Raw genomic sequence first — 15,038 nt, forward strand, 5'->3', positions numbered from 1 at the left:
GTATAGTCTGTAAAGCGCAATCAAACGTAGCGGTTGACGACGTTCTCCAGATATTCCTGACGGCCGGAGCGCGGCTGCGGATTGACGTTTCCGTTGACCACATAGGCTTCCAGCGCTTCCAGCGACGAACCGCCCGACAGGATCTTCTGCGCTTCCGGCGACTGCCATCCGGCATAACGATCGGCGAGCGGCGCCGACAACGCCTTGTCCTCGATCATCTTCGCCGCAGCCTTCACGCCGCGCGCGCAGCAATCCATGCCGCCGATGTGGCCGATCAGCAGATCCGCCGGATCGATCGACTGGCGGCGCAGCTTCGCATCGAAGTTGGTGCCGCCCGTCGTGAAGCCGCCACCGGACAGAACCTGGTAGAAGGCCAGCGCCATTTCCGGCACATTGTTCGGGAACTGGTCGGTATCCCAGCCGGACTGATAGTCGTTGCGGTTCATATCGATCGAACCGAAGATGCCGAGCGCATTGGCCAACGACAGCTCGTGTTCGAAGGAGTGGCCGGCCAGGATGGCATGGCCCTGCTCGATATTGAGCTTGACCTCGTTTTCCAGGCCGTACTTCTTGAGGAAGCCGTAGACCGTCGCGACATCGTAGTCGTATTGGTGCTTGGTCGGCTCCTGGGGCTTCGGCTCGATGAGGATCGCGCCCTTGAAGCCGATCTTGTGCTTGTACTCCACCACCATGTTGACGAAACGGCCGAGCTGGTCGAGTTCCTGGCCGATATTGGTGTTGAGCAGCGTCTCGTAGCCTTCACGGCCGCCCCACAGCACATAGTTGTCGCCGCCGAGGCGATGCGTGGCGTCCAGGCAAGTCTTCACGGTGGCCGCGCCGAAGGCGAAGACGTCAGGGTCGGGATTGGTGGCGGCGCCGCCCATGTAGCGGCGGTTGGAGAACAGGTTTGCCGTGCCCCACAAGAGCCTAACGCCGGTCTCGGCCTGCTTCTTCTCGAAATAGTCGACGATCTCGTTGAGGTTCTTCGTGTTCTCGATGAAGTCCTTGCCTTCCGGGCGCACATCCGCATCGTGGAAGCAGTAGAACGGCACGCCGAGCAGCTGGAAGAATTCGAAGGCGACGTCTGCCTTGAGCTTGGCTGCCTTCATCGTATCGTCGAACCAGGGGCGCTCGAAGGTCTGGCCGCCGAAGGGGTCGCCGCCCGGCCACACGAAGGTGTGCCAATAGGCGACGGCGAAGCGCAGATGATCCTCCATGCGCTTGCCCAGGACGATCTCGTCCGGATTGTAATGGCGGAAGGCGAGCGGGTTGGTGCTCTCGGGGCCTTCGTACTTGATCTTGGCGATATCGCCGAAGAAGCCGGTGGACATGGTGTCTCCTCTCGTTTTCGTTGGTCAGTAGGCAGCGCGGATCGCCGGGTAGAAGCGGCGGTAGCGCTGATAGGCATCCTCGTAGGCGGCCGACAGCCCTACCTCCGGATCGATCGTCTCCGCCGTCGCCGGCGGTGTCAGGATATCCGTCGGGTTGGCACCGGTCGCAGCGATCAGGCCGAGGCGTGCCGCACCGAAGGCGGCACCGAAATCGCCATCCGCTGGCAGGTCGACCGGCAGGCCGAGCGCGGTGGCGATGGATTTCAGCCAGTAGCGAGAACGCGATCCGCCGCCGATGGCGGTGACGCGCGTAAGCTCCGTGCCGGCGGATTTCAGGGCTTCCAGACTATCGCGAATGGCGAAGGCGACCCCTTCCAGCACGGCCTGGGTCAGAACCGTGCGGTCGGCCTCATGGCCGAGACCGAGGAAGGCGCCGCGGATCGTGGCGTCATTGTGCGGCGTGCGTTCGCCGGAGAGGTAGGGCAGGAAGGTCACGTGGGACGGCGCCTTCAGCGCGTCGCCCAGCTCCTTCGTCAGGTCGGCGGCGGACGCGCCGGTGACACGGGCGTGCCAGTTCAGCGCATCCGTGGCCGAGAGGATGACGCCCATCTGGTGCCAGGTGTCGGGCAGTGCGTGGCAGAAGGCATGCACGGCGCTTTCCGGATTGGGCAGGTAGCGGGCATTGGCCGCAAAGAGCACGCCGGATGTGCCGAGCGAGACGAAAGCCGTGCCCTCGCGCACCGTTCCCATGCCGCAGGCAGAGGCGGCATTGTCGCCGGCGCCACCGGCAATGACGATGCCCTCGCGAAGGCCCCACTTCGCGGCAAGCTCCGGCCGCAACGTTCCAGCCGGCGCGGTGCCTTCCACGAGGCCGGGCATCCGGCTTTCATCGAGCCCCGTCGCGGCAAGCAACTCTGTGGACCATTTGCGCGCGCCCGTGTCGAGCCAGGACGTGCCCGCCGAATCCGACATTTCCGAAAGATGCTCGCCGGCGAGCCACAGGCGCAGGTAATCCTTGGGCAGCAGCACCCAGCGCACCTTGGCGAAGATATCCGGCTCATTGTTCTTCACCCAGGCAAGCTTGGGCGCGGTGAAGCCCGGAAAAACGATATTGCCGGTGATCTTGCGGAAGCGCGGATCGGCATCCAGCGCCGCTGCCTCGCGGTAGCTGCGCGTATCGTTCCACATGATGCAGGGCCGGAGCACCTTGTCATCGGCGTCGAGAAGCGTCGCACCATGCATGTGGCCGGAAAGACCGATGCCGCGCACGGCGGAAAACGCGTCGGGATGGGCCGAGCGCAGGCCGGCGATCGCCTCTTCCGTCGCGCGGATCCAGTCGGCCGGATCCTGCTCGGACCAGCCGTCGTGCAGGCGCGTGGTCGTGACCTCCTTGCTGGACGCCGAGCCGACCACGGTCTGGTCGTCGCCGATCAGCATGGCCTTGACGCCCGATGTGCCGAGATCGATCCCGAGATACATGCGCTTCTCCCTAATTGCCGGCCGCGCCGGGCGTATCATCTGTGCCCGGTTCGGACGGAAGATTGTCCTTGATGAAGATTTCGAGCCGGATGCGCTCCTGAGCGGCAATGACCGGCAAGCCATCGGCCTTGGCGCGCAGCACGCGAATGGCGCTGCGCACCTCATGGCCGGCATCCTGGTTGAGCACGGCATCGACCAGTCCGCCTTCGAGCGCGGCGCGGGTCTCGTCGGTCACTTCATGCGCGATGACGCAGAGGTTTCGGTCCGCGCCGGCCGCAGCAAGCGCCTTCACCAAGCCCCGGTTACCCGCGCCGAGGCTGTAGATGCCGGCGAGATCGGGCACGTCGGCGAGACATTTGGCGATGAGGTCGAAGGAAAGCTCGGGATCGTCCTGTCCTTCCAGCACGGGCAGGATCGCGCGGGATATCGGCATGGCCGACATGGCGGCCAGGAAGCCTTCGAGGCGTTCACCGTGGTCGCGTACCCGCATCGAGCCCGCGAGCACCGCGACCGGCCCGGGCCTCTCGCCCAGGAACCGCCCCATCAGGCTGCCGGCGGTGCGGCCCGCGGCGATGTTGTCGACGCCGATGAAATGATCGCGGCCGGAATTGGCAAGGTCCGATACGAGGGTGACAAAGGGTACGCCCGCCTCGCGCGCCCGGCCGATCGCAGCCAGCACCTCCGGCGCATCGACCGCGACGGCAGCGATACCGGCAACCGCCCGTTCGATCGCACCGTCGATTTCCCGTGCAAGGGCACGACCATCGAAGGCGGGGACCGTCACCACGGAAAGCTGCGTGCGCTCGACCATCGAATGGGCGCCGGCGCGACGGACCTCGTCCTCCAGCCCGCGCATGAAAGGATTGTCGCCCTCGGGCAGGATGAAGACGAGCGGATAAACACGGCTCTTGGCAAGATTGGCCGCAGCCACGTCGCGGACATAACCGAGCTCGGCGATGGCCCCCTCGACCTTGGCACGCGTCACGCCGCGCACGCCCGGCCGATCGTTCAAAACCCGATCGACGGTCGCAAGGCTGACGCCTGCCCGTTCGGCAATGTCGTGAACTGTCGGTCGCATGTCTCCTCCGTGGCCAGACCCTTAGAGGAGTTTTTGATGTACGTAAATCAAAAAATGGATCGACGCTTCGAAAGCGGCTTTTTTAACCGCCCAGGCGCTTGCTGAACGCGTGGGTGAAGATGATATCCGTGGCGCTTGTCCCGGCACGGGCGAGCGCCACATCCATGAACTGGTCCGTCACGCGCACCACGGCAAGACCGCCCATGAAGGCCGCAACGGGCTTGAAGATGTCATGGCCGTCGCGGTTGTAGATCATCGGCGTCGGGTGTTCGTGGCCGTGGAAAATGCCGACGACATTGTACTTGGTGAGCGTTGCCAGAAGGGCGGCACGCGCCTCGTCCGTCCACCAGTGCGCGGGACCGGAGCCGTGCGGATCGAAGGTCTTGGCGACGGGATCCCAGTGTTCGGTGGAAAAATCGTCCCAGCCATAGTGCTGGAACAGCACGACCGGCCGGCCGTCTGCGGCATAGGTGGCAAGGTCCTGCTGAAGCCAGGGCAGACCGCTGATCGCGCCCTTCGTGCCGTCGCCGCCGAAGCGCTGGAGCTGGACGAGATGAAGCCCGCTCCAATCCCAGGAATAGTTGTCCGAATCGATATCGTAATTGGTGACGGGAACCGGCGCCTTGTAGAAAACGGTGGAGCGGTGGTTCAGCTCGATGTAATCGCGCAGCTCGCGGCGGTACCAGTCGGCATGCGGCGGCACGCCATCCTGATCGAGGTCATGGTTTCCAAGCCCGGTATAGACGGGATAATGCACCCGGTCCGGCCCGGTACCCTGCTGATAGCGGCTGGAGAACTGCTGCAGCTGGCGCCCTTCGCCAGGCACCTTCACCTGTCCGCCGCCATCATCCGTCATGTCGCCGCCGAAAACGAGGCCGCGCGGCGTGGCGATCGGGCTTCCCGCGCCGGCAAGGCCCGTAGGCTTGCCATCGATCTCGGCAGGCCAGGCGTGACCGGCAATTCCGTTTACGGCCGCGACGTGCTTCAGCAATGCCGCGTCCGTCTTGCCCTCATCCGCGCAATTCGGGCTGAGGGCGTCTGCGGAAACGAGGCAGGCATGCACGTCGCAGGAAAACAGGAAGGTGACGTCCGTCGCCGGGCGCTGCGCCTGCGCGAGGCCACGCTGCCCCGGCAGAATCATCGAGAGGCCGAGCCCGCCGGCCGCGACGAGCAGATGACGACGAGACGTGGAAATGGGCATGCGGGCCTCCGGACAGCGATTCCAAGCCCGCATTCTGATGGCATTGCCCAGGCGCGGGCAAGAGGCATGACGGGCAATCAGTGCCCGCCGCCACCGCCCACTCCGGATTGCGGCTTCTTGATGATGAAGGCGCACAGGACAAGGGTGCCGAACAAGACCGTCAGCAACAGGAAGACATCCGCGAAGGAGAGGATCGTGGCCTGCTGCTGGACAAGCCCCGACATCCTCTGGATGGCGATCGTGTTGCCGTCGAGACCGTGCGCGTTGTAGTTCGATGCCATGCTGTGCAGCTGATCCATCGCCGCGGGGTTGCCCCACTGCACATGCTCGGAAAGCCGGGCATAATGCTCCTGCTGCCGCTGCGTCAGGATCGTGTTGATCACCGCAAGCCCGACCGCACCGCCAAGGTTTCGCGTCAGGTTGAAAACCCCCGAGGCGCCGCGGATTTTGTCGGGTGGCAGGGTTCCCAGGGCGACGTTGTTGATCGGCACCATGCAGATCATCAGGCCGAAGCCGCGCAGGATTTGGGGCAGGAGCAACTCGTAGAAGTCCCAGTCCGTCGTCAGGCTGCTCATGATCCACGTGCCGTAGGCAAAGCACGCGAAGCCGATCATCATCATGAAGCGCGGATCCATGCGGCTCGACAAGGCGCCGGCGATGGGCGCGGTGCAGAACATCGCAAGGCCGCTGACGAACATGGTCTCGCCGATCATCAGCGAATCGTAGCCGCGGATGCGCCCGAGATAGAGCGGGTAGAGATAGGTCAGCCCGTAGAGGCCAATGCCCATGACGAAGGAAAACAGCGAGCCGAACGCGAAATTCCGATTGCTGAAGGCGCGCAGGTCCACCACGGGAAATTCCACTGAAAATACCCGGTAGAAGAAGATCAGCCCGCCGATCGTCGAGGCGATGGCGCCCATGACGATATATTCGTCATTGAACCAGTCGTTGGCATTGCCCTCTTCCAGCACATATTCGAGCGCGCCCAGGAAGACCGCCATGGCGGCAAGGCCGAGCCAGTCGAACTTCTTCATGAGGCTGAACTGCGGCTTGTCGAAATCGATGAAGTTCCAGGTCAGCACCGTCACGATGATGCCGGGCACGATGTTGACGAGGAACAGCCAGTGCCAGGAAAAGGCATGGCTCAGATAACCGCCGACGGTCGGGCCGATGGTCGGCGCAAGCGTCGCGACGAGGCCGATCATCGGCGAGACGACCGAGCGCTTCGACGGCGGAAAGATGGTGAAGGCGGCCGCGAAGACCGACGGGATCATGCCGCCGCCGATGAAGCCCTGGATGGCCCGGTAGACGATCATCTGGTCGATATTCGTCGCGGTCGCAGCGAGCGCGCTCGCAATCGTGAATCCCGCCGCCGACGTCGCGAACAGCACACGCGTCGAAACGATGCGCGCCAGCGTCCCCGACAACGGGATCATGATGACTTCGGCGATCAGATAGGAGGTCTGGACCCAGCCGATTTCATCTGAGCCCGCACTCAGGCCCGCCTGAATTTCGGCGAGCGAGGCGGAGACGATTTGGATGTCGAGGATCGACATGAACATGCCGAAGACCATCGCGAAGAACGCGACCATCCGGCGGACGGGAACCTTGTCGGACTGCGCCGGCGTCGCCGTCAGGGCGCCAGCAGTCGGTTGAGCGGTCGCGGCCATCGCCCGCGCTCCTTCGTTCGTGAGGCCTATTCGGCTTTCGCCACTGCCGCCGTGTCCGTCGGCGCGGTTCGGCTGTCGACATCCACGACGACGCTGAGCCCGGCCCTCAGCTTGCCCGTATCGAGGGCATCCTGCGGTATGGCGATGCGGACCGGCACGCGCTGCGTGACCTTGGTGAAGTTGCCCGTGGCGTTTTCAGCCGGCAGCAGCGAGAAGACCGAACCGGATGCCGGCGCAATCGACGTGACCGTACCGACGATATCGTCCTTGTCGAAGGCATCGACATGCAGGTGGACCTTCGAGCCCGGCACGAGATGCGCGATCTGCGTTTCCTTGAAGTTGGCCTCGACGTAAAGCTGCGTGACCGGAACCAGCGCGGCAAGCCTCTGCCCGGCCGAGACGAGATCGCCGACCTGTACCGAAACATTGCCGACGACGCCGTCATAGGGCGCCTTCAGCACAGTGAAACCGAGGTCGCGCGCTGCCTTGTCGCTTGCCAGCTGCAGCGACCGGACCGTGCTTTCCGCCTCGGCGCGCTGCGCCTGCAAGACGGCGATATTGGCCTTGGCCGAGACAATGTTGGCATCCGCACCGACGAGGTTCGCCTTGGCCTGGTCGAGCGCGACGGTGGCGCTGTCCAGCGAGGCGGTCGTGCCGACGGCCTTCGCATTCAGCTCCTTCGCGCGCGTCTCGGCGACCTGCGCACCTTCGAGGGCGGCTTGGTAAGCGGTCTTCTGCGCTTCCGCCTGGGCAAGGCTGGCCTTGGCGCCTTCGATCTGCGCATCGATGCGGTTGAGCGCGAGCTTCTGGGTCGCAATCTGGGCGTCCGCCTGCTCGCGGGCGATGCGGTAGTCGCCGTCATCGAGCGTGACGAGCGGGTCGCCGGCCTTCACCGTCTGGTTCGCCACGACATTCACAGCCGCCACATAGCCGGAGACCTTCGGCGAGATGGAGGCGATGTCGCCCTCGATATAGGCGTCATCGGTCGAAATCATGAAGCGGCCGTTGGTCCACCACTCATAGCCGAACCAGCCAGCGCCGGCCAGCACGGCGAGCGCGACAACAGGCAGCAGCAGACGGCGCCCGCCCTTCTTTTTCTCGGGCTCGCGCGCAGCTTCCGCGGACGCGGACACTTCAGCGGCGGCCGGCGGGGCCTCGCCGGTCTCCGCCTCGAAATCATCGTTGACTGGACGGACCTTTGCCGTGCCGGCACCATGGGAAGTCGACATGCGAGCGTCACCATTCTCTGGATAACCATTCGAACTGAACTGTTCGGTTCGATTTGACATAATGCTATTTTTCCCCCATATCAAGTGAAATCGAACCAACCGGTTCGAAATAGTTTCACCCAGGGTTTCGGACACACAACGCCAGATGGACACGACGGCAGACAGATCGACCGTTACGCAGCCGGGAAGGCGCGCCGCCGGAGAAGACCCGGCGAAGCGTGAACAGATCCTCGACGGCGCAAAACGCGTTTTCATGAAGCAAGGTTTCGAAGCCGCGAGCATGAATGACATCACGCGTGCGGCCGGCGTCTCCAAGGGCACGATCTACGTCTACTTCCAGAACAAGGAAGACCTGTTCGAGGACATGGTCGAGCGCGAGCGCAGCAAGCTCACGGAGTCGGTACGCCATGTGCTTGATGCGAATCAGGAACTGGAAAAGACGCTGGAGGAGTTCGGTACGCTCTTCGCCACCCATGTCACGAACGATTCCACCATCCGCGCCATGCGCATGGTGATCGCCGCCAACCATCGCCTTCCGAAACTGTGCCGCAATTTCTTCTCCACCTCGACGGTCAACCCCATGTCCGTTCTCCAGGCCTATCTGGACAGGCAGGTCGCGGCGGGTGTCCTCGTCTGCGACGACACGGCTCACGCGGCCCGGCAGTTCATGGAACTCACCACGGTCGGCCTCTTCAAGCCCCGCATCTTCGGCGTGATGGAAGACGCGCCGCTGAAAGCGACGATCGAGAAGAATGTCGCCTCCGCGATCCGGGTTTTCACCGCCGCCTATGGCGCCAGGCCCTGAAAACACCCGCCATGGTCGCAATCTTATAACGAATTCGTGAAATAACGTGCGCCGGATGGTCCGACCGCTTGTCAGCCGGCGATTTCCTCATACATACGGAACCGTTCACACACCGTACCTTGGAGAGGAACACATCGGATGGACAGCATTCTTGCACTCATGCAAGACCCCGCCGCTTGGATCGCGCTCGTCACGCTCATCGTGATGGAAGTCGTCCTCGGCATCGACAACCTCATCTTCATCTCGATCCTGACGAACAAGCTCCCGGTGGAGCAGCGCGAACGCGCGCGGCGCATCGGCATCGGGCTCGCGCTCGTCATGCGCCTGGCCCTGCTGGGCACGGTGGCGTGGATCGTCAAGCTGACCACCCCGGTCTTCGAACTCTTCGGCCACGGCTTTTCCTGGAAGGATGTCATCCTCATCGCCGGTGGTCTCTTCCTCGTCTGGAAGGCGACCAAGGAAATCCACCACAATGTGGACCCCGTCGACCACAAGGAAGACATGGTCGGCCGCACGGTGGCGGCGAACTTCGGAGCGGCGATTGGCCAGATCCTGTTGCTCGACCTGGTTTTCTCGGTCGACAGCATCATCACCGCCGTCGGCATGACACCGCACCTGCCGATCATGGTTGTCGCCGTGGTCTTTGCCGTGGCTGTCATGCTGCTTGCCGCAACGCCGCTGGCAAACTTCATCGAGAAGAACCCGACCATCGTCATGCTGGCGCTCGCCTTCCTGCTGATGATCGGAACGACGCTGATCGCCGAAGGCATGGGCTTCCATGTACCCAAGGGTTACATCTACGCCGCCATGGCGTTCTCGGCTCTCGTTGAACTTCTGAACATGTTTTCCCGCCGGGCACGGCAGAAAAACAAGGGCACCACCCACCACTGACAGAGAAGCCGGCGGGACAATCATCCCGCCGGTTTTTTGTGGGTACCGATGAAGGCTGAAGGCGGGCCGGACGGGTTGGGAGCTCGCCTGCCGTTTCGTTGGCCACGGGAAGAAACCGGAAAAATTCCCGTGTTCTCCATCGCCGTCGGGTCCGGTTGACACGGCCCGCCCTCCCCTTGCAAACCGTGCCTGAGACGGATTGTTCCTGAAAGAGGCGGCACATATTTCCCGACGTGCACAGTGGAACCGCAGCCCTTCTGAAGGAATTTCCGCAGACATTCGCCTCATGCATGGATCCCGACATGACCCTAGAGCAGACCTTCGCCTTCGCCGTTATCGCGCTGATGATGGCGGCGTTCATGTGGGGTCGGTTCCGGTATGATCTGGTTGCATGCTGTTCGCTGCTTCTTGCGCTGGCACTCGGCATCGTGCCTTTCGACAAGGCTTTTTCGGGGTTCTCCGACGATATCGTGATCATCGTCGGCAGCGCGCTTCTGGTGAGTGCGGCCGTCGCGCGCTCGGGGATCGTCAACGTTGCGGTGAAGCGCTTCTTCCCGAACCTCACGGCGATGCGCGCCCAGCTTGCCCTGCTGCTCGTATCGGTCGCGGTGCTCTCGGCCTTCATCAAGAATATCGGCGCGCTCGCGATCATGATGCCGCTCGCCTTCCAGTTCGCCCGCAAATCCGGCGCGCCCGCTTCGAAGTTCCTGATGCCCATGGCGTTCGCGGCGCTGCTGGGCGGCCTCATGACCCAGATCGGCACCTCGCCCAACATCGTCGTTTCCCGCATGCGCCAGGAAATCACCGGCGAGAGCTTCACGATGTTCGACTTCACGCCGGTCGGCGCGACGCTTGCCGTCTGCGGCATTCTTTTCATGCTGTTCTTCAACCGCATCGTGCCCGAGCGCGGCAAGAACAATGCCACGATCGAAGAGTCACTGGAGGCCGCCCCCTATTCATCGGATGCGACGGTTGAAGAAGGCTCGTCCTCCGTCGGCAAATCCCTGAACGAGGTGCTGCGCAATGGCGACGGCGAGGTGATCGCGACGGCCATCATCCGCGGCAACGTGCATCTGCACCCGCTACCCGATGTCGTCCTGCAGGCCAACGACACCATTTTGATGGAAGGAACGGCCGGCGGGCTCGACAAGGTGGTTTCGGCAGCAGGGCTCGCGCTCTCCGGCAAGCCGATCCTCCTGGAACGGGGAGAAGACGGAGAAATCAGCGCGATCGAGGCGGTGGTCGGCACGGAATCGCGCCTTGTCGACCTCTCGGCACGCAGCATCGGCCTCTTCCACTCCTATGGCATCAACCTGCTGGCGGTGAGCAGGCAGGGCCAGCGTCTGCGGGAAAAGCTCTCGGAAGTGCGCCTGCGCCCCGGCGACCTCATCGTCATCCAGGGCAACAACCGCACCTTGCCGTCGCTCCTGCCGGAACTCGGCCTTCTGCCCCTCGCCCAGCGCGAAATCCTGCTCGGTGCGCCACGGCGCGCCATGATACCCGTGCTGATCCTGGTGGCCGCCATGACGGCCACCGCATTCGGCATCGTGCCTGTCGCGACGGGCTTCTTTGCCGCGGCCGTCGCCATGGTCCTGTTCAAGGCCGTGCCGCTGCGTGAGGCCTATGCCGCACTAGACGGACCGATCCTCGTGATGCTCGCGGCCCTCATCCCCGTGTCCGACAGCCTGCGCACGACGGGCGCCAGCGAACTCATCGCCGAATGGCTTGGCGCAGTCGCCGTGCACCTGCCGCCTTTCGGGGCCATAGCCCTGATCCTGCTGACCGCGATGGCCGTAACACCCTTCCTCAACAATGCTGCCACCGTGCTCGTGATGGCCCCGATCGCGGCGAGCTTCGCCGCCACACTGGGCTACAGGCCCGAGGCTTTCCTGATGGCGGTTGCGATCGGCGCCGGCTGCGACTTCCTCACGCCGGTCGGCCACCAGTGCAACACGCTGGTCATGGGGCCGGGCGGCTACAGGTTCTCCGACTATCCACGCGTCGGCCTGCCGCTTTCGGTCCTCATCCTCATCGTCAGCGTTCCGGCCCTGCTCGCCGTCTGGCCCGTGCAGTGACAGGCGGAGTTTTTCTTGACGCGCCGGGCTGAATATGGTCTCACCCAGCCCAATGGAAAGCCTCTTTCCGCCGTGTGAAACGGCTCAAAACCGGGCTCTCCCCTCCATAAGTCAAGACGGGCCACATCATGAGCACTTCCGGAACCGCATCCGGCGTTCGCGTACGCATCGCACCCTCCCCGACCGGCGAACCGCATGTCGGCACCGCCTATATCGCGCTGTTCAACTATCTCTTCGCCAAGAAGCACAACGGCACCTTCATCCTGCGCATCGAGGATACGGACGCCACGCGCTCCACGCCGGAGTTCGAACAGAAGGTGCTGGACGCGCTGAAATGGTGCGGCCTGGAATGGTCCGAAGGCCCTGACATCGGCGGACCCTACGGCCCCTACCGCCAGTCCGACCGCAAGGACCTCTACCGTCCCTTCGTCGACAAGATCGTCGAGAGCGGCCACGGCTTCAAGTGTTTCTGCACGCCCGAGCGGCTGGAGCAGATGCGCGAGGCCCAGCGCGCCGCTGGCAAGCCGCCGAAATATGACGGCCGCTGCCTGCATCTCACGGCGGAAGAAGTGACCAGGCGCGTCGAAGCCGGCGAGCCGCATGTCGTGCGCATGAAGATCCCGACCGAAGGCTCCTGCAAGTTCGTCGACGGCGTCTATGGCGAAGTCGAAATCCCGTGGGATGCGGTCGACATGCAGGTCCTGCTCAAGGCCGACGGCATGCCGACCTACCACATGGCCAATGTGGTCGACGACCACCTGATGAAGATCACTCATGTGGCGCGCGGCGAGGAATGGCTTGCCTCCGTGCCGAAGCACATCCTCATCTATCAATATCTCGGGCTCGAGCCGCCGGTCTTCATGCACCTGTCGCTGATGCGCAATCACGACAAGTCGAAGCTGTCGAAACGTAAGAACCCGACCTCGATCTCCTATTACTCGGCGCTCGGCTACCTGCCGGAAGCGCTGATGAACTTCCTCGGCCTGTTCTTCATCCAGATCGCCGAGGGTGAGGAATTGCTGACCATGGATCAGCTCGCCGAAAAGTTCGATCCGGACAACCTGTCCAAGGCCGGCGCCATCTTCGATATCCAGAAGCTCGACTGGCTGAACGGCCGCTGGTTGCGCGAGCAGCTGACCGAGGAACAGTTCACCCAGCGCGTGCTGGAATGGGCCATGGAGAACGACCGCGTCCGCCAGGGCTTGAAGCTTTCGCAGTCGCGCATCTCCAAGCTCGGCGAACTGCCCGACCTCGCCGGCTTCCTGCTGAAATCCGATCTCGGCCTGACGCCGGAGTCCTTCGCCAAGGTGAAGTCCACGCCGGAAGAAATCCTCGAAGTGCTGAACCAGGTGCAGCCGGATCTTGAAAAGATGCCCGAATGGACGGTCGAGAGCATCGAGGCGGAACTGCGCGCCAGCGCCGACAAGCTCGGCAAGAAGCTGAAGGTCGTCGTCGCCCCGCTCTTCGTCGCCGTCTCCGGCTCGTCGCGCTCGCTGCCGCTGTTCGACTCGATGGCCATTCTCGGCCGCTCCGTCGTGCGCCAGCGCCTGAAGGTCGCCGCGCAGGTGGTAGCCTCGATGGTCGGTAGCGGGAAGTAAGAAAGAGGGGTTCCCCCTCATCCGCCTGCCGGCACCTTCTCCCCGAGGGGAGAAGGGGCATATGGCGCCCACGACACACTCCAGTCCCCTCTCCCCTCTGGGAGAGGGCCAGGGTGAGGGGGTAGCCAGGGGCGGTGTTTTGCAATTAATTGCGCGGCAAGCGCCGCAACAGAGTTCGAAAAAATGACCGACACGAAGACAGAAACCGCCCTTTCCTCCGATCCGACGGAAGTCCGCCGCCAGAAGCTCGAGCAGCTGCGCAAGACGATCGGCGATGTCTATCCGGCGCATTTTCATCGCACGATGACCAATGCGGAACTGGCCGACAAATACGAGACGCTGGAACCCGATACGGAAAGCGGCGACGTCGTGACGGTCGCCGGCCGCGTCTATTCCTCGCGCAATTCCGGCATGTTCATGGACATCCATGACGCCTCGGGCAAGATCCAGATCTTCAGCCACAAGGATACGACGCCGCAGGAGGCCCGCGACCTGCTGCCGATGATCGATATCGGCGACATCATCGGCGTGACCGGCACCGTGCGCCGCACCAAGCGCGGCGAGCTGACGATCAACGCGCAAGAGATCGTCATGCTGACGAAGACGCTGCTGCCGATGCCCGAGAAGTGGCACGGCGTTTCGGATGTCGAGATCCGCTACCGCAAGCGCCATCTCGATATCATGACCAACGAGGAATCGAAGCTGCGCTTCCAGCAGCGCTCGAAGATCGTCTCAGGCATCCGCCGCTTCATGGAAAACGACGGCTTCATGGAAGTCGAGACGCCGATGCTGCACTCGGTGTACGGCGGCGCGACGGCCGAGCCCTTCAAGACGCACCACAACACGCTGAAGCTCGACATGTACCTGCGCATCGCGCCGGAATTGTTCCTGAAGCGCACGCTGGTCTCCGGCCTCACCGACAAGGTGTTCGAGATCAATCGCAACTTCCGCAATGAGGGTGTGTCGACGAGGCACAATCCCGAATTCACGATGATGGAGTGCTACTGGGCCTATGCCGACTACGAGGACGTGATGGACCTCGTGGAACGCCTCTTCGCCGAGCTGGCCGTCAAGATCCACGGCTCGACCGAATTCGCCTATGGCGACAAGGAGCTCTCCTTCAAGGGCCCGTTCAAGCGTGTGCCGATGCCCGATGCCGTCAAGGAAGCCACCGGTATCGACTTCCTTGCCATCAAGACGGACGAGGAAGCCCGCGCCGCCGCCAAGGCGGCCGGCTTCGAAGTTGAAAAGGACTGGACCTGGGGCGAGTGCCTTGCCTTCATCTTCGAGGAGAAGGTCGAGGGCACGCTGATCCAGCCGAGCCATGTCACCCATTTCCCGAAAGACATCTCGCCCTTCGCCAAGGAAGTACCGGGCGAGCCGCGCCTCGTCGAGCGGTTCGAGACCTATTGCAATGCCTGGGAACTCGGCAATGCCTTCTCCGAACTGAACGACCCGGAAGAGCAGCGCGCCCGCATGGTCGAGCAGCTCAACCAGGCCCATGCCCGCGGCGAGAAGGACAAGCAGCTCGACGACGAGTTCCTGGATGCGATCGACCAGGGCATGCCGCCCGCCGGCGGCCTCGGTATCGGCGTGGACCGCCTGATCATGTTGCTCACCAACGCCCCGTCGATCCGCGACGTCATCCTCTTTCCGGCGCGCCGCGCAAAGGCGGACTGAG

Annotated in this window: 11 protein-coding genes; 5 read left to right on the forward strand and 6 right to left on the reverse strand. The window is 63.4% G+C overall.

Annotated elements, in window-relative coordinates; translation table 11 throughout:
* Window positions 1–20: 20 nt before the first annotated feature.
* From xylA to K6301_RS12255, 6 genes are all read right to left on the reverse strand, one after another.
* Complete coding sequence (xylA, locus tag K6301_RS12230; RefSeq protein ID WP_247217261.1) at window positions 21–1,331, reverse strand: xylose isomerase; 1,311 nt, start codon at window positions 1,329–1,331, stop codon at window positions 21–23.
* A 24-nt stretch (window positions 1,332–1,355) separates the two neighbouring features.
* Window positions 1,356–2,933, reverse strand: a complete 1,578-nt coding sequence (gene xylB, locus K6301_RS12235) for a xylulokinase (protein ID WP_425475338.1) — start codon at window positions 2,931–2,933, stop codon at window positions 1,356–1,358.
* Complete coding sequence (locus K6301_RS12240; protein ID WP_247217265.1) at window positions 2,821–3,888, reverse strand: LacI family DNA-binding transcriptional regulator; 1,068 nt, start codon at window positions 3,886–3,888, stop codon at window positions 2,821–2,823. The genes xylB and K6301_RS12240 overlap by 113 nt, the downstream gene beginning before the upstream one ends.
* Window positions 3,889–3,970: 82 nt before the next feature.
* Window positions 3,971–5,089: a metallophosphoesterase gene (locus K6301_RS12245; RefSeq protein WP_425475339.1), complete on the reverse strand. Its 1,119-nt coding sequence runs from the start codon at window positions 5,087–5,089 to the stop codon at window positions 3,971–3,973.
* Between the two features lie 77 nt (window positions 5,090–5,166).
* Window positions 5,167–6,759, reverse strand: a complete 1,593-nt coding sequence (locus K6301_RS12250; RefSeq protein WP_247217267.1) for a DHA2 family efflux MFS transporter permease subunit — start codon at window positions 6,757–6,759, stop codon at window positions 5,167–5,169.
* Window positions 6,760–6,785: 26 nt separating this feature from the next.
* Entirely contained in the window at window positions 6,786–7,988 is a 1,203-nt protein-coding gene (locus K6301_RS12255) for an HlyD family secretion protein (RefSeq protein ID WP_247217269.1), read from the reverse strand.
* 109 nt (window positions 7,989–8,097) lie between these two features.
* Between K6301_RS12255 and K6301_RS12260 the strand changes: the two genes are divergently transcribed.
* The 5 genes from K6301_RS12260 to lysS all read left to right on the forward strand — a co-directional run bounded on the left by K6301_RS12260 (window position 8,098) and on the right by lysS (window position 15,037).
* On the forward strand, window positions 8,098–8,793 hold the full coding sequence (locus K6301_RS12260) for a TetR/AcrR family transcriptional regulator (RefSeq protein ID WP_425475397.1): 696 nt from the start codon (window positions 8,098–8,100) through the stop codon (window positions 8,791–8,793).
* 138 nt (window positions 8,794–8,931) lie between these two features.
* A complete protein-coding gene (locus K6301_RS12265; RefSeq protein WP_247217273.1) occupies window positions 8,932–9,684 on the forward strand; it encodes a TerC family protein in 753 nt (250 codons plus the stop codon).
* 302 nt (window positions 9,685–9,986) lie between these two features.
* Window positions 9,987–11,759: an SLC13 family permease gene (locus K6301_RS12270; protein ID WP_247217275.1), complete on the forward strand. Its 1,773-nt coding sequence runs from the start codon at window positions 9,987–9,989 to the stop codon at window positions 11,757–11,759.
* Between the two features lie 128 nt (window positions 11,760–11,887).
* Complete coding sequence (gene gltX, locus K6301_RS12275) at window positions 11,888–13,357, forward strand: glutamate--tRNA ligase (RefSeq protein ID WP_247217277.1); 1,470 nt, start codon at window positions 11,888–11,890, stop codon at window positions 13,355–13,357.
* 183 nt (window positions 13,358–13,540) lie between these two features.
* Complete coding sequence (gene lysS, locus K6301_RS12280) at window positions 13,541–15,037, forward strand: lysine--tRNA ligase (protein WP_247217278.1); 1,497 nt, start codon at window positions 13,541–13,543, stop codon at window positions 15,035–15,037.
* The last annotated feature ends 1 nt before the right edge of the window (window position 15,038 follow it).

The organism is Shinella oryzae, from assembly GCF_023038235.1.
Classification (GTDB): domain Bacteria; phylum Pseudomonadota; class Alphaproteobacteria; order Rhizobiales; family Rhizobiaceae; genus Shinella; species Shinella sumterensis.